The organism is Pseudomonas syringae (genome assembly GCF_002157375.1).
Taxonomy (GTDB): Bacteria; Pseudomonadota; Gammaproteobacteria; order Pseudomonadales; family Pseudomonadaceae; genus Aquipseudomonas; species Aquipseudomonas syringae_T.
In genome coordinates, this window is record NZ_MTSA01000023.1 from 21201 (window position 1) to 42947 (window position 21747).

Annotated in this window: 28 protein-coding genes; 8 read left to right on the forward strand and 20 right to left on the reverse strand. The window is 57.1% G+C overall.

Annotated features, from left to right (window positions below; genetic code table 11):
* The first annotated feature begins 41 nt into the window (after positions 1 to 41).
* The 6 genes from BW686_RS23315 to BW686_RS23340 are packed head-to-tail and all read left to right on the forward strand — an operon-like array spanning position 42 to position 5749.
* Complete coding sequence (locus tag BW686_RS23315; RefSeq protein ID WP_084919947.1) at positions 42 to 1358, forward strand: extracellular solute-binding protein; 1317 nt, start codon at positions 42 to 44, stop codon at positions 1356 to 1358.
* Positions 1355 to 2248: a carbohydrate ABC transporter permease gene (locus tag BW686_RS23320; protein ID WP_084919950.1), complete on the forward strand. Its 894-nt coding sequence runs from the start codon at positions 1355 to 1357 to the stop codon at positions 2246 to 2248. The genes BW686_RS23315 and BW686_RS23320 overlap by 4 nt, the downstream gene beginning before the upstream one ends.
* On the forward strand, positions 2245 to 3138 hold the full coding sequence (locus tag BW686_RS23325; protein WP_084919953.1) for an ABC transporter permease subunit: 894 nt from the start codon (positions 2245 to 2247) through the stop codon (positions 3136 to 3138). The genes BW686_RS23320 and BW686_RS23325 overlap by 4 nt, the downstream gene beginning before the upstream one ends.
* Positions 3135 to 4241: an ABC transporter ATP-binding protein gene (locus BW686_RS23330; protein ID WP_084919955.1), complete on the forward strand. Its 1107-nt coding sequence runs from the start codon at positions 3135 to 3137 to the stop codon at positions 4239 to 4241. The genes BW686_RS23325 and BW686_RS23330 overlap by 4 nt, the downstream gene beginning before the upstream one ends.
* 6 nt (positions 4242 to 4247) lie before the next feature.
* The gene (locus tag BW686_RS23335; protein WP_084919957.1) at positions 4248 to 5009 is read left to right on the forward strand and encodes a glycerophosphoryl diester phosphodiesterase; all 762 of its coding nucleotides are present in this window, start codon (positions 4248 to 4250) and stop codon (positions 5007 to 5009) included.
* The gene (locus BW686_RS23340) at positions 5006 to 5749 is read left to right on the forward strand and encodes an inositol monophosphatase family protein (RefSeq protein WP_084919960.1); all 744 of its coding nucleotides are present in this window, start codon (positions 5006 to 5008) and stop codon (positions 5747 to 5749) included. Before BW686_RS23335 ends, BW686_RS23340 begins: the two co-directional genes overlap by 4 nt.
* Before the next feature lie 119 nt (positions 5750 to 5868).
* Here BW686_RS23340 and BW686_RS23345 read toward each other — a convergent pair whose 3' ends face one another.
* On the reverse strand, positions 5869 to 6903 hold the full coding sequence (locus BW686_RS23345; RefSeq protein ID WP_179149363.1) for a fatty acid desaturase: 1035 nt from the start codon (positions 6901 to 6903) through the stop codon (positions 5869 to 5871).
* A 244-nt stretch (positions 6904 to 7147) separates the two neighbouring features.
* Between BW686_RS23345 and BW686_RS23350 the strand changes: the two genes are divergently transcribed.
* Complete coding sequence (locus BW686_RS23350) at positions 7148 to 7447, forward strand: hypothetical protein (protein ID WP_084919963.1); 300 nt, start codon at positions 7148 to 7150, stop codon at positions 7445 to 7447.
* A gap of 233 nt (positions 7448 to 7680) precedes the next feature.
* Here BW686_RS23350 and BW686_RS23355 read toward each other — a convergent pair whose 3' ends face one another.
* Together BW686_RS23355 and BW686_RS23360 are read right to left on the reverse strand one after the other, a co-directional pair.
* A complete protein-coding gene (locus BW686_RS23355; protein WP_003317093.1) occupies positions 7681 to 8247 on the reverse strand; it encodes a single-stranded DNA-binding protein in 567 nt (188 codons plus the stop codon).
* A gap of 9 nt (positions 8248 to 8256) precedes the next feature.
* Positions 8257 to 9651, reverse strand: coding sequence for an MFS transporter (locus tag BW686_RS23360; protein ID WP_084919965.1), 1395 nt, complete (start codon positions 9649 to 9651; stop codon positions 8257 to 8259).
* Between the two features lie 129 nt (positions 9652 to 9780).
* On the opposite strand from BW686_RS23360, the gene uvrA reads away from it, so the two are divergent.
* Positions 9781 to 12615, forward strand: coding sequence for an excinuclease ABC subunit UvrA (uvrA, locus tag BW686_RS23365; protein WP_084919967.1), 2835 nt, complete (start codon positions 9781 to 9783; stop codon positions 12613 to 12615).
* Between the two features lie 93 nt (positions 12616 to 12708).
* Here the strand turns inward: uvrA and bfr are convergent, their stop codons facing one another.
* From bfr to rplX, 17 genes are all read right to left on the reverse strand, one after another.
* A complete protein-coding gene (gene bfr / locus BW686_RS23370; protein WP_005887100.1) occupies positions 12709 to 13173 on the reverse strand; it encodes a bacterioferritin in 465 nt (154 codons plus the stop codon).
* A gap of 263 nt (positions 13174 to 13436) precedes the next feature.
* A complete protein-coding gene (rplQ, locus tag BW686_RS23375; protein WP_002555463.1) occupies positions 13437 to 13823 on the reverse strand; it encodes a 50S ribosomal protein L17 in 387 nt (128 codons plus the stop codon).
* Between the two features lie 41 nt (positions 13824 to 13864).
* Positions 13865 to 14866, reverse strand: coding sequence for a DNA-directed RNA polymerase subunit alpha (locus tag BW686_RS23380; RefSeq protein WP_002555464.1), 1002 nt, complete (start codon positions 14864 to 14866; stop codon positions 13865 to 13867).
* A gap of 22 nt (positions 14867 to 14888) precedes the next feature.
* Positions 14889 to 15509, reverse strand: a complete 621-nt coding sequence (gene rpsD, locus BW686_RS23385; protein ID WP_002555465.1) for a 30S ribosomal protein S4 — start codon at positions 15507 to 15509, stop codon at positions 14889 to 14891.
* 18 nt (positions 15510 to 15527) lie between these two features.
* Positions 15528 to 15917 (reverse strand): 30S ribosomal protein S11, encoded by a 390-nt coding sequence (gene rpsK / locus BW686_RS23390; protein ID WP_002555466.1) that lies wholly within the window; start codon positions 15915 to 15917, stop codon positions 15528 to 15530.
* Between the two features lie 30 nt (positions 15918 to 15947).
* On the reverse strand, positions 15948 to 16304 hold the full coding sequence (gene rpsM / locus BW686_RS23395; RefSeq protein ID WP_002555467.1) for a 30S ribosomal protein S13: 357 nt from the start codon (positions 16302 to 16304) through the stop codon (positions 15948 to 15950).
* Between the two features lie 130 nt (positions 16305 to 16434).
* Positions 16435 to 16551, reverse strand: a complete 117-nt coding sequence (gene rpmJ / locus BW686_RS23400; RefSeq protein WP_002555468.1) for a 50S ribosomal protein L36 — start codon at positions 16549 to 16551, stop codon at positions 16435 to 16437.
* Positions 16552 to 16579: 28 nt separating this feature from the next.
* Positions 16580 to 17914, reverse strand: coding sequence for a preprotein translocase subunit SecY (gene secY / locus BW686_RS23405; protein ID WP_002555469.1), 1335 nt, complete (start codon positions 17912 to 17914; stop codon positions 16580 to 16582).
* Positions 17915 to 18349, reverse strand: a complete 435-nt coding sequence (gene rplO / locus BW686_RS23410; RefSeq protein WP_002555470.1) for a 50S ribosomal protein L15 — start codon at positions 18347 to 18349, stop codon at positions 17915 to 17917.
* Between the two features lie 3 nt (positions 18350 to 18352).
* Positions 18353 to 18529 (reverse strand): 50S ribosomal protein L30, encoded by a 177-nt coding sequence (rpmD, locus tag BW686_RS23415; protein ID WP_002555471.1) that lies wholly within the window; start codon positions 18527 to 18529, stop codon positions 18353 to 18355.
* A 2-nt stretch (positions 18530 to 18531) separates the two neighbouring features.
* The gene (rpsE, locus tag BW686_RS23420) at positions 18532 to 19032 is read right to left on the reverse strand and encodes a 30S ribosomal protein S5 (RefSeq protein WP_003317099.1); all 501 of its coding nucleotides are present in this window, start codon (positions 19030 to 19032) and stop codon (positions 18532 to 18534) included.
* 3 nt (positions 19033 to 19035) lie between these two features.
* Positions 19036 to 19386, reverse strand: coding sequence for a 50S ribosomal protein L18 (gene rplR, locus BW686_RS23425; RefSeq protein WP_002555473.1), 351 nt, complete (start codon positions 19384 to 19386; stop codon positions 19036 to 19038).
* A gap of 10 nt (positions 19387 to 19396) precedes the next feature.
* Positions 19397 to 19930, reverse strand: a complete 534-nt coding sequence (rplF, locus tag BW686_RS23430; RefSeq protein WP_004883684.1) for a 50S ribosomal protein L6 — start codon at positions 19928 to 19930, stop codon at positions 19397 to 19399.
* Positions 19931 to 19942: 12 nt separating this feature from the next.
* Positions 19943 to 20335, reverse strand: coding sequence for a 30S ribosomal protein S8 (gene rpsH / locus BW686_RS23435; protein ID WP_002555475.1), 393 nt, complete (start codon positions 20333 to 20335; stop codon positions 19943 to 19945).
* 214 nt (positions 20336 to 20549) lie between these two features.
* A complete protein-coding gene (gene rpsN / locus BW686_RS23440) occupies positions 20550 to 20855 on the reverse strand; it encodes a 30S ribosomal protein S14 (RefSeq protein ID WP_002555476.1) in 306 nt (101 codons plus the stop codon).
* A gap of 13 nt (positions 20856 to 20868) precedes the next feature.
* A complete protein-coding gene (rplE, locus tag BW686_RS23445; protein ID WP_005887091.1) occupies positions 20869 to 21408 on the reverse strand; it encodes a 50S ribosomal protein L5 in 540 nt (179 codons plus the stop codon).
* A 20-nt stretch (positions 21409 to 21428) separates the two neighbouring features.
* Entirely contained in the window at positions 21429 to 21743 is a 315-nt protein-coding gene (gene rplX / locus BW686_RS23450) for a 50S ribosomal protein L24 (protein WP_002555478.1), read from the reverse strand.
* Positions 21744 to 21747: the final 4 nt, after the last annotated feature.

Here is a 21747-nt window from a genome sequence, read left to right on the forward strand (position 1 = left end):
CAACCTGTATTAAATGGCATGCAGTTCTTGCGGGTGACCTCATGCCTTTCCTTCATAAATTGTTACCTGTGCTGGCGCTGCTGCCACTCGCCACACATGCCTTCGCCGCACCCGCCGAGTTCTGGTACAGCCATGGCGGAGCGGCCGGTAGCGCCATCGCCGACTTGTGCAAGCGCTTCAATGCGCAGCATGAGGAAGGTGACCGCCTGCAGTGCATCCGTCAGGGCACTTACGAACAGACACTGCAGAAAACCGTGGCGGCTTATCGCGCAGGCATTGGTCCCGCGCTGGTAGAGATTTACGACGTCGCCACGCCTGACATGTTGCTGGGCGGTGCCACACGGCCCGTCGAAACCGTGATGGCCGATCAACAGCGAGCCTACTCGAGCGACACCTTTCTGCCAGCACTGCGCCACTATTACGCTGACGATCAAGGCGTTCTGGCCGCCCAGCCTTTTGCGGTCTCGACTGCCGTGCTTTATACCCATCGAAACGCGCTGGCAGCAGCAGGCATCAAACAGCCGCCCGCCACCTGGGAAGCATTTGCCACGGCGCTGCGTGCTCTGAAGAAAAACGGTCATGCCTGCCCTGTCGCCACCGCGTTCGCGCCGTGGATCTGGCTGGAGCAAACCAGTGCGGCGCAAGGTACGGATGTCGTGACGCCTGTCTACGGGACGGATCGCTACCAGTTCGACAAGGGCACGCACTTGCGACTCATGAATGACCTTGCGCAATGGACCGCCGAGGGCCTGGTTCGATACGAGGATTCGACCCGCAGCGGTCAGCAGGCGCTGGCGTTCGCCACTGACGACTGCGCGATGCTGCTGGACTCGACCGGGGCATGGAATGTCCTGCACAGCGAACTCGCGTCCGATATCGATGTGACTCCGTTGCCGGTCTACGCCCATACGATGCGCAAGGCCAATCTGCCTGGCGGGTCTTCACTGTGGGTGATGCGCGGGCATACAGCGCGTGAGTACCGGCTGGTCTCGGAATTCCTGGCGTTCGCGCTGCTGCCTGAGAACCAACTGATGTTCAGCGCACGGACCGGCTACTTGCCAGTCACTCAGGCCGCCGCTGCGACGTTGCAGTCCACGTCAAAGAAACCTTCGGCGATGACGGTCGGGCTGACGGTACTCGATGACATCGACGGTCAGCCGTCCGCCCCGTTGCGCTGCGGCTTCATCACGCTGATGCGCCTGATCTGGTCGCAAGAAATGGAAAACGCGCTGGCGGGCCGACAAAGCGTCGATCATGCCCTGCGCCAGTCCACCTTGCGCGCCAATGAGCTGCTCGGCCTGTTCCAACAGATGCATCAGCCTCAGACCGGCCAACCGACAAACGAGGCGACCCCATGAAGCCCCGCGCGCATTTTCCGCAGCCGCGTATGGCGCTGCTGTTTGCCCTGCCGCAACTGCTGGCGCTCGGGCTGTTTTTCTACTGGCCTGCGATTCAGGCACTCTGGTGGTCGTTTCATCTGGTACCACCCTTCGGCGGTCACGAAGTCTTTGTCGGCCTGAGCAATTACTGGCGTGTTCTGAAAGACCCCGGCGTCCTTGCGTCACTGGGCTCGACGCTGGTGTTCAGCCTGTCGAGCGTGGTGTTATCGATCCTCATCGCGCTGGTGCTTGCCTTGTGCCTTGAGCTGAAATTGCGCGGCAATGCCGTGTTTCGCAATCTGCTGATCTGGCCCTACGCCGTGTCAGGCGCAACCATCGGTATCGTCTTTCATGTACTGGCCAACCCGGTAATGGGCATTTTTGTTTGGCTCAACGCGATAGCGCCCGGTACTTGGGCGCCCTATGCCAACCCGATGCAGAGCCTGCTACTGTTGATCGTGGCCTACGCGTGGTGCCTGGTGCCGTTCAACTTTGTGATGCTGGTTGCGAGCCTGAAGTCGGTGCCAGACGACTACCTCGCCGCCGCAGCGCTGGACGGCGCCAGTCCGCTTCGACGCATGCTGGATATCCAGTTGCCGTTGATCGCGCCGTATCTGTTGTTCGTGTTCGTTATCGATCTGCTGGAAAGCCTGTCCAACAGCTTTGGACTGGTCGACACCCTCACCCACGGCGGGCCGGGCGATACCACTAATGTACTGGCCTACAAGATTTACACCGACGGCTTCATGGGGCTGGATCTGGCGGGCTCGTCCACGCTTTCAGTGCTCATGCAACTGGCAGTCGTGGTATTGAGCGTGGCCCAGTTCAAACTCATGACCCGCCTCAAGCAGCGCGGGGTGAAAACATGATCGAACACAACCGGCTGCTCAATGCGGGCGCTTACCTGTTACTCACCCTCGGGCTGATATTCGCGCTGGGGCCGCTGTATATGGCGGTCTGCTCGGCGACAGTCAGCAATTCTCAGTTGTTCAACCAAGGCCTGGCGGTGATACCCGGCGACCAACTGCTGGTGAACCTGCAGCAGGTGACACGGCGTCTGGACTTGCTGCGCTTGCTGGGCAACAGCCTGCTGGTTGCTACGCTGGTGGTAGTCGGCAAGCTGGTGCTGTCGGCGTTGACGGCTTTTGCGATGGTGTATTTTCGCAGCCGTTATACCTCAGTGATTTTTTTCGCCGTACTGGGCGCGTTGTTGCTGCCGCTGGAGGTGCGCATCATCCCGACCTACGCCGTGGCGAGCGATCTTCTTGGCCCTGTGCGCGCCCTGGTGCAATGGCTGGGCATCCAGTGGCTGCCGATACCCACTATCAATTTGCTGGACAGCTACCCCGGCCTTGCCCTGCCGCTGATTGCCTCGGCCACCGGTACTTTTCTGTTCCGGCAGTTCTACCAGACATTGCCGGCCGAACTGGTCGAAGCCGCGCGCATGGACGGCGCCGGCCCGTGGCGATTTTTTATCGACATCTTGCTGCCTCTGTCGAAGACCAACTTCGCGGCACTCGGCACGCTGGTGTTCATCGGGGCCTGGAAGGATTACCTGTGGCCGCTGGTCGCGACCAATCGCGAGGTCATGCGCACGTTGGTGCTGGGTGTCGCCAGTTTTCTGCCGACCGACACCACACAAATTCCCGAATGGAACCTGCTGATGGCCGCCGCCGTGGTCAGCATGCTGCCGCCTCTTCTCGTCATTGCGTTCATGCAGCGATGGTTTGTCAAAGGCCTGATCGGAGTCGGTAAATGACCGCGCTTACCCCTATTGCCTGCGCTCCGGACATTGTCCTCAAAGGCCTGCACAAAACCTACGGTGCCGGGCACATTCTTCAAGGCCTCGACCTGACGTTCAAAGCGGGCGAGCTGAGCGTCATCCTCGGCCCGTCCGGCTGCGGCAAGTCCACACTGCTGCGTCTGGTTGCCGGCCTGGAAGATGTCAGCCAAGGGCAGGTATTGATGGGTGGTCGGGATGTCACCCGACTGCCGCCCAAAGAGCGCCGCTGCGCAATGGTGTTCCAGAACTACGCGCTTTATCCGCACATGAACGTGGCCGAAAACATAGGCTATGCGCTGAAGCTGGCCGGCGTTTCACGCAAGGAGCGCGAACAGCGTATCCAGGCATGTGCCGCGTCGCTGGGGCTGCAGGACCTGCTGCAACGCAAGCCCGGAGAACTGTCGGGCGGCCAGCGCCAGCGTGTTGCCATCGGACGGGCGCTGATCCGCAAACCGCCAGTGCTGCTGTTCGATGAGCCACTGTGCAATCTGGACAGCGCCTTGCGTCATGAAATGCGCCTGTTGATCCGGCACCTGCATCAGCAGACCGGTGCCACGATCCTGTACGTCACGCACGATCAGACCGAAGCGATGACGCTCGCTGATCGCGTGATGATTCTCAACCGGGGGCGCGTCGAGCAGGTGGGTACGCCGGCGGATATCTACGACCAGCCGGCCAGCACCTTTGTCGCCGGCTTCATCGGCACTCCGCCCATGAACCTGCTGCCCGTGCATTGCCTGGATGACAACGTGCTGATGCTCGCCGACGGACAACGCCTGCCCGTCAAACTCGGTTTTGCGACCAACCGCGTAGGCAAATGGCTGATCGGGCTGAGGCCTGAAACCTTCACGCTGAATCAGGAAGGTGTCACGGCGACGGTCGAGTCCTCGGAAAACCTGGGCAGTCACAGCCTGCTGTATTGCCAACTGGCCGGGACCCGTTGCGTTATCAGCCTTTCCGGACGCCAGCATCTGATGCCCGGCACTCAGGTTCGGCTGGCAATCCATCCCACGCCCCTGCTGTTCGATATCGAGAGTGGCCAACGCCAGCTCGTTTCCTTTTCCCAACCCGCCAAGTGACCGTCCATGCCCAAACACGCTCCCCTCGTCCGCTCGTCGCTGATCGCTCACCGCGGTGCCAAGGCCTACGTGCCGGAAAATACTCTGCTGGCCCTTGAGAAAGCTGCGGAGTGCGGCGCTCAATGGGTCGAAATCGATGTGAAACTGACACGCGACGGTCAGCCCGTGGTCATTCATGACGACCTGCTGGACAGAACCACCAACGGGCGCGGTGCAGTAGTGCTGCAGGATCTGGACGCCCTCCGCAAACTGGACGCGGGCAGTTGGTTTGCCCCTGAATTCGCGGGCCTGCAAATCCCGACCTTCGAAGAGGTGGTGGCCTGCGCCTTGCGCCTGAACCTTGGGTTACAGGTTGAGCTCAAGCCGACCATTGGCGACGACGTCGAGACAGCAGAAGTCGTCATGCCGATCCTCAAACGACTGTGGCCGACCGACAACGACGCGTTATTCGTCTCCAGCTTTTCGGTGCGCTCACTCACCGCCGCGCGCCGCTTATGGGCCGACGTGCCGCTGGCCATCGCTTCGGTCCTCGCGCCTGCCGATCCGGTTGCCCTGCTCGCCGAATATGACTGCCGGATACTGCATGTACTTGACGACATGCTCGATGACCATCACCTTGAGCGCCTGAAAAGCAGCGGCATCGAGTTTGCCGTTGCGACCATCAACAGCCCGGGACGTGCGCGCTACCTGCTTGAACACGGCGCACAGTCCATCCTCAGCGATTACCCGGACCTGCTGAACCTGCCAAACGGAGGCTGTCTACAATGAACAACCGACTCAGCGTCGCCATGCAAGCCGTAGAAAAGGCCACCGGCCTGGCCATGTCTTATTTCAACGATCGCCACACGCTCGACGTCACCACCAAAAACCCGCAAGACCTTGTCTCCCGCGCTGACTTTGAAGTTGAACAACTGCTTCGCGCCGAACTCAGCAAACACTTCCCCGACGACGCCATCCTCGGCGAAGAAATGGGCGGTGGATTCATCACTGACGGTTGGGTCATTGACCCTATCGACGGCACCGGCAATTACCTGCGCGGCACACCGCTGTGGGGCATTGCCGTCGCGTACATGTCAGCAGGCGTGCCCGAAATCGGCGTCGTCGCCTACCCGGCGTTGGGTTACACGCTGGCAGCCCGCACCGGCGATGGCTTGCTGCGCAACGGCGTCCCTTTTGTCCGTCCGCAACCGCCAGAACACCTGCGCATCGCTGGCGTGGGCGAAAATACCCGCTGGGACGCCGAAGAACTGGGCAAATTACAACTGAGCCTTCGCCAGCAAGGCTGGGGCCTCGCAGGCTACCGCTGTGCAACCATCGGCCTGGCCTTCGCCGCGCTGGGGCAAACGGACGGGTACATGGAGAAATTCACCAGCCTGTGGGACATCGCAGCGGGTGCAGTGATTTGCCGGGAAGCCGGGTTGCTGTGTGAAATTGAGGGTGAGCAGAAGCAAGGGTCGATGACCGTGATGGTCGGTGGCGAGGAATTGATGAAGATTTTTGCGGGATGATCAAGCAGAGCGCGCATCAGGCCCAATGAAGGTTTGCAGGTATTTGCGCGGCCAAGGGTTCGATAAAGCAAACGTGCTATCGAACCCCTTGGCGTGTACCTGACAGGGCAATAACTGCACTACGGCTTTTCTCCAACGCCCCATCGGTTCGCACGAAAGAATGACGCAACATCGTTGAACCTGACGCCCATTTCCCGCATCGCCCGATGCGCGTGCCTGGCGGTCAGTTGCCGAACATAAAACGGTTCGCCGACAACAAAGTGATGGATCCCGTGAGTCGACCCAAAGTTGACACAAAATAACTGCAGCGGCCAAAACCAAGGGGTATTCAAGACCTGCGTCTGAGTGATCACGTTGTGATGATCAACATCGCCATAATAATGAATATTTGAAGTAATAAAATGAAGACAAAAGCTTCTCAGCACATTGGGCGCAATGAGCACAACGACCAGCGTGTTCATTACCGTTACCCATTCACTCAGCCCCTGCGCGGCGGCAAACAACCCCGCCGCGCCATTGAAGTAGTCCACGGTATGAAACGCCAGAAAAACATACCATATGCTCCAGCTCAACACGGTAAGCGGAACATAGGCCTTGGCACCGGCAAGCAACAGGTTGATCTTGTTTTGCCAGCCCGTTTCACGCGCGATCATCACGCTGGTTGAAAGCATCAAGTCGCAGATCATGAAAAATCGCAAGACACCCCACGGGGTGCCATTGGACAGCGTACGCTCTTCCAGATCAGCTTCAGTGCCGGAAAATTTATGGTGGTTGAAATGGTGCTGGCGCCGAACCCACGGGTTGATCGTCGTGGGCCTGGCGAGCCAGGCCAACCCGAGCATCAGGTTATGAACGATACGATTCTTACGAAAATACATGTAGTGAATCAGGTCGTGCTCCAGCTCGTGAGTCAATGAGGCAAAGAAAGCATTTGCCAGAACGCACACCCACCAGGGAATCACCTGCTGGATATAAAGAACCGCGCTGACGGTCATCCCCAGCAAGGCGAAACAGAGGATGCCTGCACCCAATGCATTTTGCATTTCTAGAACAGGATGGTTTTTTCTAAGTTCAACTGACGCCGCTTTTATTACTTTTTGAATATAGGCTGTTTTTGCTGCCGGGGTGGCAGTAACGCAGTCCAACGAGTCCATGTCAGCTCCTTCGCTCCCTGCCAGTGGGGAGCTGACGTGAAGACTAGACCGATGATTTTTAATCGAGAAATACTTGTTTGGAATAAAGCACGCGGTGTCACGAGAGCGCTTGAAAAAACAACCTTAACGTCATGTCCGAGACATCGGTTTAGCACCGTTGACGCAGTTAAACCGTCATTACCGGGAACGACCCACTGCGCCCGCACGTCAGACCTGCATCGACTCACTGAAAAGGTACAGCGCAATGGACAAGACAATCACCCCGGACCAGTTGGCGACCACTGACCTTAGGTCAGTCAACGAGATATGGCTCGGCGGGACTCATACGCAGTTGTGCCTGTGGCGTGGCGAACAAATCGTCACCCACGACATGCTCAGCGAGGGCACTCACGATCAGAACGTACGGCGCCTGTGCTTGCAGTTGGTCAACCCTGACGACAAGGCTGCGGTGGCCAACGCGGAGGCAATCGTGCGCGAGCGGCTGGAGAAAATGGGGAGTGAGGGCGAGTTTTATCCGGCTGAAGATGTGGACACCCATCAGTAATCGCTGATTAGAGACGACCCAGCAGGTCTCGGGTCAACCTCAACAACATCACACCCTCACGATGCTTAGTGGCGTTCTTGCGCGAGGGCGCACGGCGTGATCGGTTTACGGGCCTTTGGACACCGCAAAAAAAGCCCTCATGGCTTTACAGCGCAGAGGGCTTCGTTTTGATCACGTAAAGCGATGATTCAAGCGTGTCCGGCCATCGAACGGGTCAATGACCGTGGATGATCCTAGAACGGAATATCATCATCAAAGCTGTCAAAATCAGCAGCTGGCTGCGGCGCTTGTTGTTGCGGCGCTGGGCGGGAGTCGCGTTGTTGTGGCGGCTGCTGGTTGTAGTTCTGCTGAGGTGCAGACTGCTGCGGCGCCGATTGTTGTGGGCGCGACTGCTGTGGGCGAGGAGCGGACTGGTTGTAGTTACCACCGCCCTGACCTTGTTGAGCGTCGCCCTGAGGACGGCCACCGAGCAGTTGCATGGTGCCTTGCATGTCTACGACGATTTCAGTGGTGTAACGCTTGATGCCGTCTTTTTCCCACTCGCGGGTCTGCAGCTTGCCTTCGATGTAAACCTGCGAACCCTTGCGCAGGTATTCGCCGGCGATTTCGGCAACCTTGCCGAACATCGAAACACGGTGCCACTCGGTCTTCTCGACCTTCTGGCCGCTCTGCTTGTCAGTCCATTGTTCGCTGGTTGCCAGACTCAGGTTGGTCACGGCGTTACCGTTAGGCAAGTAGCGAACTTCGGGATCCTGGCCGCATGTACCGACCAATATGACTTTGTTAACCCCACGGGCCATAACGTTCTCCTAGGCTTCGCACGCTTCTGAGACTGGATTGACCAGCTGTTCGAGAGAGGCACGATCCAATAATTTTGTGTCGAGTTTTATGTAGATGGCTGCCTCTTCAGCAACCACCACTGCATCTGTCACGCCGGCTACGGACATCAAACGCTCCGCCAGGCCTGCTTCACGCTGCGCCTGCGGCGACAACGGCAGACGCAGGCTGGTCACGTAAGGCGGCTCTCGCATGGTCACTGCGAAGGCCAACCAGACAGCGGCCATGGCTGCACCGCCAAGGAACACCACATCCAGCCCGCCATGCTGGAACAACCAGCCGCCCAGTATCCCACCTGCGGCCGAACCAAGAAACTGGCTGGTGGAATATACCCCCATCGCCGTGCCTTTTCCGCCGGCCGGTGAAACCTTGCTGATCAGCGACGGCAAGGACGCTTCCAGCAAATTAAATGCCGTGAAGAATACCACTGTTCCGATGACCAGTGCCCGCAGCGTGTCTCCGAATGCCCAGAAGAATAGCTCAGCCAGCATTAAAACGGTGACGGCGCCGAGCAGAACACGCTTCATTTGACGTTTCTTCTCGCCGTAAATGATGAACGGGATCATGGCGAAGAAGGAAATCAGCAAGGCGGTCAGGTAGACCCACCAGTGCTCTTCCTTGGGCAAACCGGCTTTTTCGACCAACGCCAGTGGCAACGCCACGAAGCTGGACATGAGCATGGCGTGCAACACGAAGATACCCAAATCCAGACGCAGCAGGTCCGGGTGACGCAAGGTCGCACCCAAAGCCTGTTTGGCGACACCGGATTCCCGGTGCAGCAACGGGCCGTTGGCTTTGGGCACGACGAAAGCGACGATCAGAATGCCCAGCAGCGCCATCCCGCCGGTGGCCAGGAACAGACCTGACAAACCAAACGCACCAGTGATCACCGGACCGACAACCATCGCGACGGCGAACGACAGGCCGATGGTCATGCCGATCATGGCCATCGCCTTGGTACGGTGCTGCTCGCGGGTCAGGTCAGAGAGCAAAGCCATGACGGCGGCAGAAATCGCCCCCGCGCCTTGCAGGATGCGTCCGGCAATAATTCCCCAGATCGAGTCGGCATTGGCTGCCACCACGCTGCCTATCGCAAAGATGATCAGCCCGAAATAAATGATCGGTCGTCGGCCGATCCGGTCGGAAAGTATTCCGAACGGGATCTGCAGCACCGCCTGTGTCAGGCCATAAGCGCCGATTGCCAGACCAATCAGGGCAGGACTCGCGCCCGCCAGGTCCATGCCATAGGTTGCCAGGACCGGCAAAACCATGAACATGCCAAGCATGCGGAACGCGAACACCAGGGCCAGACCGCCTGCTGCGCGGGTCTCGCCGCTACTCATACGCTCGCTGTGGGTGTCGTGCATGGAATAACCTCGTGTGAACCGGCGGCGATTCTACCAGTCCCATCGTTGTACAGCACATACGCGACGCTTTGCCGCGTAATGGCTCGGAGCCTTATACTCCGTCGTTTATGCCCGCCAAGCGAGGCCGCAGTGGACAAGATCCTGATACGTGGGGCACGAACCCACAACCTGAAAAATATTGACCTGACACTTCCCCGCGACAAACTGATCGTTATCACCGGGCTCTCCGGCTCAGGCAAGTCTTCGCTGGCTTTCGACACGCTGTACGCCGAAGGGCAACGCAGATACGTCGAGTCGCTGTCGGCCTATGCCCGGCAGTTCCTTTCGATGATGGAAAAACCGGACGTCGACACGATCGAAGGTCTGTCGCCTGCGATTTCCATCGAGCAGAAGTCCACGTCGCATAACCCGCGCTCGACCGTGGGCACCATTACCGAAATTTACGACTACCTGCGCCTTCTTTATGCGCGGGTTGGACAGCCTCGCTGCCCGGATCACGATATTCCGCTGGAAGCCCAGACGGTCAGCCAGATGGTCGATCTGGTGCTGACCCAGCCTGAGGGCAGCAAGTTGATGCTGCTGGCTCCGGTCATTCGCGAGCGCAAAGGCGAACACCTTTCTGTCTTTGAAGAACTGCGCGCCCAAGGATTTGTAAGGGCGCGGGTCAATGGCAAGCTGTGTGAGCTGGACGAGCTGCCGAAGCTGGACAAGCAGAAGAAGCACTCCATCGATGTGGTGGTGGACCGTTTCAAGGTCCGCGCAGACCTGCAGCAGCGTCTGGCCGAGTCCTTTGAAACCGCGCTGAAGCTGGCGGACGGCATTGCCCTGGTTGCGCCGATGGACGACGAGCCTGGCGAAGAAGTGATTTTCTCTGCCCGCTTCGCCTGCCCGATCTGCGGCCACGCCATCAGCGAGTTGGAGCCCAAGCTGTTCTCCTTCAACAATCCGGCCGGCGCATGCCCGACCTGTGACGGCCTGGGCGTGAAGCAGTTCTTCGACATCAAGCGGCTGGTCAACGCCGAACTGACGTTGGCCGAAGGGGCGATACGCGGCTGGGACAGGCGTAACGTCTACTACTTCCAGATGCTGGGTTCGCTGTCCAAGCACTACGGCTTCAGCCTGGAAGTCCCGTTCAAAGAAATCCCGGCCGACATGCAGAAGATTCTGCTCAACGGCAGTGGCTCGCAGAGTGTGGATTTCCGCTACCTGAATGACCGTGGTGACATCGTCAAGCGTGCGCACCCGTTCGAAGGCATCGTGCCGAACCTGGAGCGCCGCTACCGGGAAACCGAATCGGCCACCGTACGTGAAGAGCTGGCCAAGTTTCTCGGCACACAGCCCTGCCCTGATTGCCGCGGCACTCGCTTGCGTCGTGAAGCGCGTCATGTGTGGGTGGGTGAAAAAACGCTACCTGCAGTCACCAGCCTGCCGATTGGCGATGCCACGCATTATTTCGACACCCTGAAACTGACCGGACGACGCGGCGAAATTGCCGACAAGATCCTCAAGGAAATCCGCGAGCGCCTGCAGTTTCTGGTCAACGTCGGCCTGGACTATCTCACCCTTGATCGCAGCGCAGACACGTTGTCCGGTGGCGAAGCGCAGCGTATTCGCCTGGCCAGCCAGATCGGTGCGGGTCTGGTCGGGGTGATGTACATCCTCGATGAGCCGTCGATTGGCTTGCACCAGCGTGACAATGATCGATTGCTGGGCACGCTCAAGCACCTGCGCGATATCGGCAACACGGTGATTGTGGTCGAGCACGACGAAGATGCGATTCGTCTGGCCGACTACGTGGTCGATATCGGCCCGGGCGCCGGCGTGCATGGTGGCCATATCGTTGCGCAAGGCACGCCAGACGAAGTGATGGCGCATCCTGACTCACTGACCGGCAAGTACCTGTCAGGCCGTGTGAAGATCGCTGTGCCCGCCAAGCGCACGCCTCGCAACAAGAAGCTATCGCTGACGCTCAAGGGAGCGCGTGGCAACAACCTGCAGAACGTCAACCTCGAGATCCCGATTGGCTTGCTGACCTGCGTGACGGGTGTTTCGGGCTCGGGCAAATCGACACTGATCAATAACACCCTGTTCCCGCTCAGCGCCACGGCGCTGAACGGCGCGACAACGCTTGAAGCAGCGACTCACGACAGCATCAATGGCCTGCAGCACCTGGACAAGGTCGTCGATATCGACCAGAGCCCTATCGGTCGTACGCCGCGTTCCAATCCAGCGACCTATACCGGGCTGTTCACACCGATCCGCGAGCTGTTCGCCGGTGTTCCGGAGTCTCGTTCACGTGGCTATGGCCCAGGCAGATTCTCGTTCAACGTCAAAGGTGGTCGTTGCGAGGCCTGCCAGGGCGATGGCCTGATCAAAGTCGAGATGCACTTCCTGCCGGACATTTATGTGCCGTGCGATGTGTGCAAGAGCAAGCGATATAACCGCGAGACGCTCGAGGTCAAGTACAAGGGCAAGAACATCCACGAAGTGCTGGAAATGACGATCGAGGAAGCGCGCGCGTTCTTCGACGCCGTCCCGGCGCTGGCGCGCAAGCTGCAAACGTTGATGGATGTGGGGTTGTCCTATATCAAACTGGGGCAATCAGCCACGACCTTGTCAGGTGGCGAGGCGCAGCGGGTCAAGCTGTCTCGTGAGCTTTCCAAGCGCGACACGGGCAAAACGCTGTACATCCTCGACGAGCCGACCACTGGCCTGCACTTTGCCGATATTCAGCAGCTGCTGGATGTTTTGCATCGTCTGCGCGACCACGGCAACACTGTGGTGGTGATCGAGCACAACCTGGATGTCATCAAGACAGCAGACTGGCTGGTAGACCTTGGTCCGGAAGGCGGTTCGAGAGGTGGGCAGATCATCGCGACCGGCACACCTGAACAGGTTGCCGAAATGGAGCAGTCTTACACCGGGTACTATCTGAAGCCTCTGTTGATCAGGGACAAGGCTTAACCGGCGTAGCAAAACAGGCCCGACTTCAGTCGGGCACCGAAAACAAAAAAGCTCCTGTCACGTATGTGCAGGAGCTTTTTTATGGACGCTGAATCAGAACTGCGATTGCAGGTAATTCTGCAGGCCGATGGACTTGATCAGCCCCATCTGCTGTTCCAGCCAGTACGTGTGATCTTCTTCAGTATCGGCCAACTGAACGCGCAGGATTTCACGCGTCACGTAGTCGCCGTGCAGCTCACAGAGCTCGATCCCCTTGCAGAGGGCGGCACGTACCTTGTATTCCAGGCGAAGATCGCTGGCGAGCATCTCAGGGACCGTGGTGCCGACGTCGAGATCATCAGGACGCATGCGCGGCGTGCCTTCCAGCATCAGAATCCGGCGCATCAAGGCATCAGCGTGTTGCGCCTCTTCTTCCATCTCGTGATTGATACGTTCATAGAGCTTGGAAAAGCCCCAGTCTTCGTACATGCGCGAATGAACGAAATATTGGTCACGAGCTGCCAATTCGCCCGTGAGCAACGTGTTGAGATAATCGATTACTTCCGGGTGGCCTAGCATCGCAACAAACTCCTGCTTCAAAGGCAGTAGTTTGAACCAAGCGCCGCGCGAGGTCACTCGGAAAAACGCAATAAACCGACAAAAAGCGGCGAAATTACGCCGTTAAGAAGCGAAAAACCGTCTAAATGAGGGCGGTTCTGTTTCTCACTTCGACTCAATCCGAGAATGACAATACGGACGATTGGCACTGAGGTTTGGCTTTTCGGAATAGCAGACAACAAAAAACCGGGCACTAGGCCCGGTCTTTTGTTCAAACTGATGTCTTATTCAGCGGCTTCTACAGAGCCACCGACAGGACGATCAACCAACTCGACATACGCCATAGGCGCGTTGTCGCCAGCGCGGAAACCGCACTTGAGGATACGCAGGTAGCCGCCCTGACGGGTTGCATAGCGCTTGCCCAGATCGTTGAACAGCTTGCCGACGATTTCTTTCGAACGAGTACGGTCGAAAGCCAGACGACGGTTGGCAACGCTGTCTTCCTTGGCCAGGGTGATCAGCGGCTCGGCAACGCGACGCAGTTCCTTGGCTTTTGGCAGGGTAGTTTTGATCAGCTCGTGCTCGAACAGCGACACCGCCATGTTCTGAAACATGGCTTTGCGGTGAGAGCTGGTACGGCTCAGGTGACGTCCACTTTTACGATGACGCATGGTTCATTCCTTACCAAACTCGCGTTCGGTGATTACGACGATCAGGCCGTAGCCTTGTCGTCCTTCTTAAGACTTGCCGGCGGCCAGTTGTCGAGGCGCATGCCGAGGGAGAGACCACGAGAAGCCAGAACGTCCTTGATCTCGGTCAAGGATTTCTTGCCCAGGTTCGGAGTCTTCAACAGCTCTACTTCGGTGCGCTGAATCAGGTCGCCGATGTAGTAGATGTTCTCCGCCTTAAGGCAGTTGGCCGAACGCACGGTCAGTTCCAAATCGTCAACCGGACGAAGCAGGATCGGATCGATCTCGTCTTCCTGTTCGATGACCACTGGTTCGCTGTCGCCTTTGAGGTCCACGAACGCAGCCAACTGCTGTTGCAGAATGGTTGCAGCGCGACGGATTGCCTCTTCAGGGTCCAGAGTACCGTTGGTTTCCAGATCAATAACCAGCTTGTCCAGGTTAGTACGCTGCTCGACACGGGCGTTTTCCACCACGTATGCGATACGGCGAACCGGGCTGAACGAAGAATCGAGCTGCAAGCGACCAATGCTGCGGCTTTCGTCTTCATCGCTTTGACGCGAGTCTGCCGGTTCATAACCACGACCACGAGCTACGGTGAGCTTCATGTTCAAGACGCCGTTAGACGCCAGGTTAGCGATTACGTGATCGGGGTTAACGATCTCGACATCATGATCCAGCTGAATATCGGCAGCGGTAACCACCCCCGAACCCTTCTTCGACAAGGTCAGCGTAACTTCGTCTCGACCGTGCAGCTTGATAGCCAGACCTTTAAGGTTCAACAGGATTTCAATGACGTCTTCCTGTACACCTTCGATGGCGCTGTACTCATGAAGTACACCGTCAATCTCGGCCTCGACTACTGCACAGCCGGGCATGGAGGACAACAAAATGCGGCGAAGCGCGTTGCCCAGGGTATGGCCGAAACCACGCTCGAGAGGCTCGAGAGTGATCTTGGCGCGGGTTGGACTGACAACCTGCACATCAATATGGCGGGGTGTCAGGAACTCATTTACCGAAATCTGCATGGATGCACCTATTTTCTAGCCCTTACTTGGAGTAGAGCTCGACAATCAGGCTTTCGTTGATGTCGGCGGATAGATCACTGCGAGCTGGTACGTTCTTGAAAACGCCCGATTTCTTCTCAGTGTCTACTTCTACCCATTCTACGCGGCCACGTTGGGCACACAGATCGAGAGCCTGGACAATACGCAGCTGATTCTTAGCCTTTTCGCGGATAGCAACGACGTCGCCAGCACGAACCTGATAAGAAGGAACGTTAACGGTTTTGCCGTTTACGCTAACCGACTTGTGCGAAACCAATTGACGGGATTCGGCACGCGTCGAGCCGAAGCCCATGCGGTATACAACGTTGTCCAGACGGCATTCGAGCAGTTGCAGCAGGTTCTCGCCTGTTGCACCTTTCTTGCCGGCGGCTTCTTTGTAGTAGCCGCTGAACTGACGCTCGAGAACGCCGTAGATACGACGGACTTTTTGCTTTTCACGCAGCTGAGTACCGTAATCGGACTGGCGACCGCGGCGTTGGCCGTGGATACCTGGAGCTGCTTCGATGTTGCACTTGGATTCGATAGCGCGAACGCCGCTCTTCAGAAAGAGATCGGTGCCTTCACGACGAGCAAGTTTGCATTTTGGACCAATGTAACGAGCCATTTCTTACAGTCTCCTGGATTACACGCGGCGCTTCTTCGGCGGACGGCACCCGTTGTGCGGGATTGGCGTCACGTCGGTGATGCTGGCGATCTTATAGCCACAGCCGTTCAATGCACGGACAGCGGATTCACGACCTGGGCCTGGACCCTTGACATTGACGTCGAGGTTCTTCAGACCGTACTCCAGCGCAGCTTGACCAGCACGTTCAGCAGCTACTTGAGCAGCAAACGGGGTGGACTTGCGCGAACCACGGAAACCCGAACCGCCGGAGGTAGCCCACGAAAGAGCGTTACCTTGACGATCGGTAATGGTGACGATTGTGTTGTTAAACGACGCGTGGATGTGGGCGATGCCATCAACCACTGTCTTTTTAACTTTTTTACGAGGACGAGCAGCAGGTTTTGCCATGACTAAATTCCTGTCGTTGCGCTGGTGCGATTACTTGCGGATCGGCTTACGCGGACCTTTGCGAGTACGCGCGTTGGTCTTGGTACGCTGACCGCGTACTGGAAGACCCCGACGATGACGCAGACCGCGGTAGCAGCCCAGGTCCATCAAGCGCTTGATTTTCATGTTGATTTCGCGACGCAGGTCACCTTCAGTGGTGAACTTCGCCACTTCGCCACGCAGCTGTTCAATCTGCTCATCGCTCAGATCTTTGATTTTCACCGCCGGGTTGACCCCGGTGGTTGCACAAATTTTCTGTGCAGTGGTGCGACCAACACCATAGATGTAGGTCAGCGAGATAACAGTATGCTTGTTATCTGGAATGTTAACGCCTGCAATACGGGCCATTCAGTGGGACTCCAATTGACAGCTACCTACGCCCCGGAAGCCAAGAAATAGGGCGCGAGATAATATCGCTGTAGTAACAAATAATCAACCCAGCAGCGCACTAGCTGCTGGGCTTAAGCACAAATCACAATCAGCCTTGGCGCTGCTTATGACGTGGTTCCGCGCTGCAAATTACTCGAACAACACCTTCGCGGCGAATAATCTTGCAGTTACGGCACAGCTTTTTCACCGATGCACGAACTTTCATCACCAACTCCTCGAACCTTAGGGGTGCTTCAGCGCAGCATACCGCCGCTGCCACCGTAGCCCTTCAGGTTGGCTTTCTTCATCAGGGATTCATACTGGTGCGAAACGAGGTGAGATTGCACTTGCGACATAAAGTCCATCACAACCACGACCACGATCAGCAACGAGGTCCCGCCAAGGTAGAACGGAACGTTTGCCGCGACCACCAGAAACTGGGGAAGCAGACACACGGCCGTCATATATAGAGCACCGAACATGGTCAAGCGAGTCAAAACGCCATCAATATAGCGTGCCGACTGCTCACCTGGACGAATACCCGGAATAAAGGCACCGGACTTCTTCAGGTTTTCCGCTACGTCTTTCGGATTGAACATCAACGCCGTATAGAAGAAGCAGAAGAAAATAATCCCTGCACTAAACAGCAGAATATTCAACGGCTGACCAGGAGCGATCGACTGCGAGATGTCCTGCAACCAGCCCAAACCTTCAGACTGACCGAACCAGGAACCCAACGAAGCCGGGAACAGCAAAATGCTGCTCGCGAAAATGGCTGGAATTACGCCAGCCATGTTCACTTTCAACGGCAAGTGGCTTGTCTGCGCGGCGAAGACCTTGCGGCCCTGCTGACGCTTGGCGTAGTGAACAGCAATACGACGCTGACCACGCTCAATGAACACCACAAAACCGATGATCGCTACTGCCAGCAAACCGATCGCAACCAGAGCGAAAATATTGATATCACCCTGCCGTGCAGACTCGAAAGACTGCCCTATCGCTCTCGGAAGACCAGCGACGATACCTGCGAAAATCAACATCGAGATACCGTTGCCGACACCACGTTCGGTAATCTGCTCGCCCAGCCACATCATGAACATCGCACCTGCCACGAAGGTAGTTACGGCCACAAAGTGGAAACCCAGGTCCCCAGAAAACGCAACGCCCTGACTCGCCAGGCCAACGGACATGCCGATAGCTTGAACCAGAGCCAGGACAACAGTGCCGTAGCGGGTGTACTGGCTTATCTTACGACGGCCAGCCTCACCTTCCTTCTTCAACTGCTCCAGCTGCGGGCTGACGGCTGTCATCAGCTGCATGATGATCGACGCCGAAATGTACGGCATGATCCCCAATGCAAAGATGCTCATCCGCTCCAGCGCGCCGCCGGAAAACATGTTGAACAAGCTAAGAATGGTCCCCTCATTCTGTCGAAACAGTTCTGCGAGTCGGTCCGGGTTGATACCTGGAACCGGGATGTGTGCGCCTATTCGGTAGACGATAATCGCCAGGAACAGAAAACGCAGACGAGCCCAGAGTTCAGACATACCGCCCTTGCCGAGCGCAGAGAGAGCACCTTGCTTAGCCATTTATTCCTCGAACTTGCCGCCAGCTGCTTCGATAGCCGCACGCGCACCTTTGGTGGCGGCGATACCCTTGATAGTGACAGCGCGAGTAACTTCGCCCGACAGCATGATTTTCACACGCTGTACGTTCTGGTTAATCACGTTGGCATCTTTCAGGGACTGCACAGTTACGATGTCGCCTTCCACTTTAGCCAGCTCGGACAGACGCACTTCTGCGCGGTCCATGGCCTTCAGGGAAACGAAACCGAATTTTGGCAGGCGACGATGCAGCGGCTGTTGGCCGCCCTCAAAGCCCGGAGCAATGGTGCCACCGGAGCGGGAGCTTTGACCTTTGTGGCCACGACCACCGGTCTTGCCCAAACCGCTACCGATACCACGGCCCGGACGATGCTTTTCGCGACGGGAACCCGGCGCTGGACTCAGATCATTGAGTTTCATCGATTAACCCTCGACTCGCAGCATGTAGTAAGCCTTGTTGATCATCCCGCGATTTTCGGGAGTATCCAGGACTTCTACAGTGTGACCGATGCGACGCAGACCCAAACCCTTAATGCACAATCTGTGATTAGGGATGCGGCCGGTCATGCTTTTGATCAGCGTTACTTTAACGGTAGCCATGATCAGATGATCTCCTCAACACGCTTGCCACGTTTGGCAGCGATGGACTCAGGAGACTGCATGCCCTTCAAACCCTTGAAAGTGGCGTGAACCACGTTTACAGGGTTAGTCGAACCGTAGCACTTGGCCAATACGTTCTGCACACCGGCAACTTCCAGCACTGCGCGCATTGCGCCGCCAGCGATGATACCGGTACCTTCAGAAGCAGGCTGCATGTACACCTTGGAGGCGCCATGAGCAGACTTCATTGCGTACTGCAGGGTAGTGCCGTTCAGATCAACCTGAATCATGTTGCGACGAGCAGCTTCCATCGCCTTCTGGATCGCAGCAGGCACTTCACGTGACTTGCCACGGCCGAAGCCAACACGCCCTTTACCATCACCCACTACGGTCAACGCAGTGAAAGTGAAGATACGGCCGCCTTTTACGGTTTTGGCCACGCGGTTAACTTGAACCAGCTTCTCGATGTAGCCTTCGTCGCGTTTTTGGTCGTGATTTGACATAACTTAGAACTCCAGCCCGCCTTCACGAGCAGCATCAGCCAGCGCTTTGACACGGCCGTGGTACTTGAAGCCAGAACGGTCGAAAGCGACTTGCGATACACCCGCGGCTTTCGCGCGCTCGGCGACCAGCTTGCCAACCTTAGTGGCCGCGTCGATGTTGCCAGTGGCGCCATCACGCAGTTCTTTGTCCAAAGTCGAGGCACTTGCCAGGACTTTGCTGCCGTCGGCCGAGATGACCTGGGCATAAATGTGCTGCGAAGAGCGGTGCACGCAGAGACGCACGACTTCTAGCTCGTGCATTTTCAGGCGTGCTTTGCGAGCGCGACGCAGTCGGGTAACTTTTTTGACGGTCATTTGCTATGCCCTACTTCTTCTTGGCTTCTTTACGGCGGACGACTTCGTCCGCGTAACGCACACCTTTGCCTTTGTAAGGCTCAGGACGGCGGAAGTCGCGGATCTCAGCGGCCACTTGACCAACCAACTGCTTATCGATACCGCGAATCAGGATATCGGTCTGGCTGGGGGTCTCAGCGGTGATGCCATTCGGCAATTCATAGTCCACCGGGTGCGAGAAGCCAAGTGCAAGGTTCAGGACCGTGCCTTTTGCTTGCGCCTTGTAACCAACACCGACCAGCTGGAGCTTACGCTCGAAGCCTTGGCTTACGCCCTGGACCATGTTGTTAACCAGTGCACGAGTGGTGCCGGCCATTGCGCGGGTTTGTTGATCGCCATTGCGAGCAGCGAAACGCAGCTCACCAGCTTCTTCAACAATCTCAACAGACGAATGGACGTTCAGTTCTAGAGTGCCCTTAGCACCCTTCACCGAAAGTTGCTGGCCGACGAGTTTGACTTCGACGCCGGATGGCAACTTAACGGGGTTCTTAGCTACGCGTGACATGCTTATCCCCCCTTAGAACACAGTGCAAAGCACTTCGCCACCGACACCGGCAGCGCGCGCAGCACGATCCGTCATCACACCTTTACTGGTGGAGACGATAGACACACCAAGACCGCCACGAACTTTCGGCAGATCATCGGAGGACTTGTACTGACGCAAGCCTGGGCGGCTGACGCGCTTAACCTCTTCGATGACCGGACGGCCTTCGAAGTACTTAAGCTCGATGGACAGCGAGGATTTAACTTCGCTGCTGATCTGATAACCCGCAATGTAGCCTTCGTCCTTCAGGACTTTTGCTACAGCAACCTTCAACGTGGAAGATGGCATGCTTACGACGGGCTTTTCAGCCATCTGGGCATTACGGATACGAGTTAGCATGTCCGCTAACGGGTCCTGCATACTCATGGGCTAGACGCTCCTAAAACAAAATAATTAGCCTTGCGGCTACAGCTTGATCGCCGAGAACTTCCGGGCAAGTGAAAACACGGGCTCAGGCGAGCCGGCAATTCTAGCCCTACCCCGGAAATGAATCAAGCCCCAAAAGGGGCTTGATTCAAATTCAGGCTCCGGCCCGACCGGTGACTTTCGCAACCGGAAGGGACGAAACGAGAGGTGCGCCTTACCAGCTGGCTTTAACCAGACCTGGAACGTCGCCACGCATAGCCGCTTCACGCAGCTTGTTACGGCCGAGGCCGAACTTGCGATAGACGCCGTGTGGACGACCAGTGATGCGGCAACGGTTACGCATGCGCGCAGCGCTTGCATCACGTGGTTGCTTCTGCAGGGCTACGGTAGCTTCCCAACGCGCTTCTGGACTGGCGTTCAGATCAACGATGATAGCTTTCAGCTCTGCACGCTTCTTGGCGTACTTGGCAACGGTGAGCTGACGCTTCAGCTCACGGTTTTTCATGCTCTTCTTGGCCATTTTCCTACTCCAATCAGTTGCGGAACGGGAATTTGAAAGCACGCAGCAATGCGCGACCTTCGTCATCGTTCTTGGCAGTGGTGGTCAGGGTAATGTCCAGACCGCGGAGAGCATCGATCTTGTCGTAATCGATTTCCGGGAAAATGATCTGCTCTTTTACGCCCATGCTGTAGTTACCACGACCATCGAAGGACTTGGCATTCAGGCCGCGGAAGTCGCGAACCCGAGGCAGGGAGATCGACAGCAGACGATCCAGGAATTCATACATACGATCGCGGCGCAGAGTCACTTTGACGCCGATCGGCCAACCTTCACGGACTTTAAAGCCAGCGATGGATTTCCGAGCGTAAGTCACAACGACTTTTTGACCGGTGATCTTTTCCAGGTCAGCCACAGCGTGCTCGATGATTTTCTTGTCACCGATCGCTTCGCCCAGACCCATGTTCAGGGTAATTTTAGTAACGCGCGGAACTTCCATCACGTTCGAGAGCTTAAGTTCTTCTTTAAGCTTCGGAGCGATTTCCTTCCGGTAAATCTCTTTTAGTCGTGCCATGGTCTTCTACCTAGCAGTGTTCAAGCATCAACCGCTTTTTGGGTCGACTTGAAGACACGAATTTTCTTGCCGTCTTCAACTTTGAAACCAACGCGATCAGCCTTGTTGGTTGCGCCGTTGAAAATGGCGACGTTGGAAGCGTGCAGTGGCGCTTCTTTCTCGACGATACCGCCCTGTACGCCCGACATCGGGTTTGGCTTGGTATGACGCTTCACCAGGTTGATCCCACCAACGACCAGACGGTCGTCAGCGAGAACCTTGAGCACCTTACCGCGCTTACCTTTGTCTTTGCCGGCGATCACGATGATCTCGTCGTCACGACGAATCTTTTGCATTTCG

Excerpts from the sequence above, each read along its gene's own strand:
- BW686_RS23380 (WP_002555464.1), bottom strand. The coding sequence starts at position 14,866 with ATGCAGATTTCGGTAAATGAGTTCCTGACACCCCGCCATATTGATGTG.
- rplX (WP_002555478.1), bottom strand. The coding sequence starts at position 21,743 with ATGCAAAAGATTCGTCGTGACGACGAGATCATCGTGATCGCCGGCAAA.
- rplF (WP_004883684.1), bottom strand. The coding sequence starts at position 19,930 with ATGTCACGCGTAGCTAAGAACCCCGTTAAGTTGCCATCCGGCGTCGAA.
- BW686_RS23345 (WP_179149363.1), bottom strand. The coding sequence starts at position 6,903 with ATGGACTCGTTGGACTGCGTTACTGCCACCCCGGCAGCAAAAACAGCC.
- BW686_RS23340 (WP_084919960.1), top strand. The coding sequence starts at position 5,006 with ATGAACAACCGACTCAGCGTCGCCATGCAAGCCGTAGAAAAGGCCACC.
- rpmJ (WP_002555468.1), bottom strand. The coding sequence starts at position 16,551 with ATGAAAGTTCGTGCATCGGTGAAAAAGCTGTGCCGTAACTGCAAGATT.
- secY (WP_002555469.1), bottom strand. The coding sequence starts at position 17,914 with ATGGCTAAGCAAGGTGCTCTCTCTGCGCTCGGCAAGGGCGGTATGTCT.
- BW686_RS23355 (WP_003317093.1), bottom strand. The coding sequence starts at position 8,247 with ATGGCCCGTGGGGTTAACAAAGTCATATTGGTCGGTACATGCGGCCAG.
- rpmD (WP_002555471.1), bottom strand. The coding sequence starts at position 18,529 with ATGGCTACCGTTAAAGTAACGCTGATCAAAAGCATGACCGGCCGCATC.
- rpsE (WP_003317099.1), bottom strand. The coding sequence starts at position 19,032 with ATGTCAAATCACGACCAAAAACGCGACGAAGGCTACATCGAGAAGCTG.
- rplO (WP_002555470.1), bottom strand. The coding sequence starts at position 18,349 with ATGAAACTCAATGATCTGAGTCCAGCGCCGGGTTCCCGTCGCGAAAAG.
- BW686_RS23315 (WP_084919947.1), top strand. The coding sequence starts at position 42 with ATGCCTTTCCTTCATAAATTGTTACCTGTGCTGGCGCTGCTGCCACTC.
- rplE (WP_005887091.1), bottom strand. The coding sequence starts at position 21,408 with ATGGCACGACTAAAAGAGATTTACCGGAAGGAAATCGCTCCGAAGCTT.
- BW686_RS23335 (WP_084919957.1), top strand. The coding sequence starts at position 4,248 with ATGCCCAAACACGCTCCCCTCGTCCGCTCGTCGCTGATCGCTCACCGC.
- BW686_RS23330 (WP_084919955.1), top strand. The coding sequence starts at position 3,135 with ATGACCGCGCTTACCCCTATTGCCTGCGCTCCGGACATTGTCCTCAAA.
- bfr (WP_005887100.1), bottom strand. The coding sequence starts at position 13,173 with ATGCTAGGCCACCCGGAAGTAATCGATTATCTCAACACGTTGCTCACG.
- BW686_RS23350 (WP_084919963.1), top strand. The coding sequence starts at position 7,148 with ATGGACAAGACAATCACCCCGGACCAGTTGGCGACCACTGACCTTAGG.
- BW686_RS23320 (WP_084919950.1), top strand. The coding sequence starts at position 1,355 with ATGAAGCCCCGCGCGCATTTTCCGCAGCCGCGTATGGCGCTGCTGTTT.
- rpsD (WP_002555465.1), bottom strand. The coding sequence starts at position 15,509 with ATGGCTCGTTACATTGGTCCAAAATGCAAACTTGCTCGTCGTGAAGGC.
- rplQ (WP_002555463.1), bottom strand. The coding sequence starts at position 13,823 with ATGCGTCATCGTAAAAGTGGACGTCACCTGAGCCGTACCAGCTCTCAC.
- rpsK (WP_002555466.1), bottom strand. The coding sequence starts at position 15,917 with ATGGCAAAACCTGCTGCTCGTCCTCGTAAAAAAGTTAAAAAGACAGTG.
- rpsM (WP_002555467.1), bottom strand. The coding sequence starts at position 16,304 with ATGGCCCGTATTGCAGGCGTTAACATTCCAGATAACAAGCATACTGTT.
- BW686_RS23360 (WP_084919965.1), bottom strand. The coding sequence starts at position 9,651 with ATGCACGACACCCACAGCGAGCGTATGAGTAGCGGCGAGACCCGCGCA.
- rpsH (WP_002555475.1), bottom strand. The coding sequence starts at position 20,335 with ATGAGTATGCAGGACCCGTTAGCGGACATGCTAACTCGTATCCGTAAT.
- BW686_RS23325 (WP_084919953.1), top strand. The coding sequence starts at position 2,245 with ATGATCGAACACAACCGGCTGCTCAATGCGGGCGCTTACCTGTTACTC.
- rplR (WP_002555473.1), bottom strand. The coding sequence starts at position 19,386 with ATGACCGTCAAAAAAGTTACCCGACTGCGTCGCGCTCGCAAAGCACGC.
- rpsN (WP_002555476.1), bottom strand. The coding sequence starts at position 20,855 with ATGGCCAAGAAGAGCATGAAAAACCGTGAGCTGAAGCGTCAGCTCACC.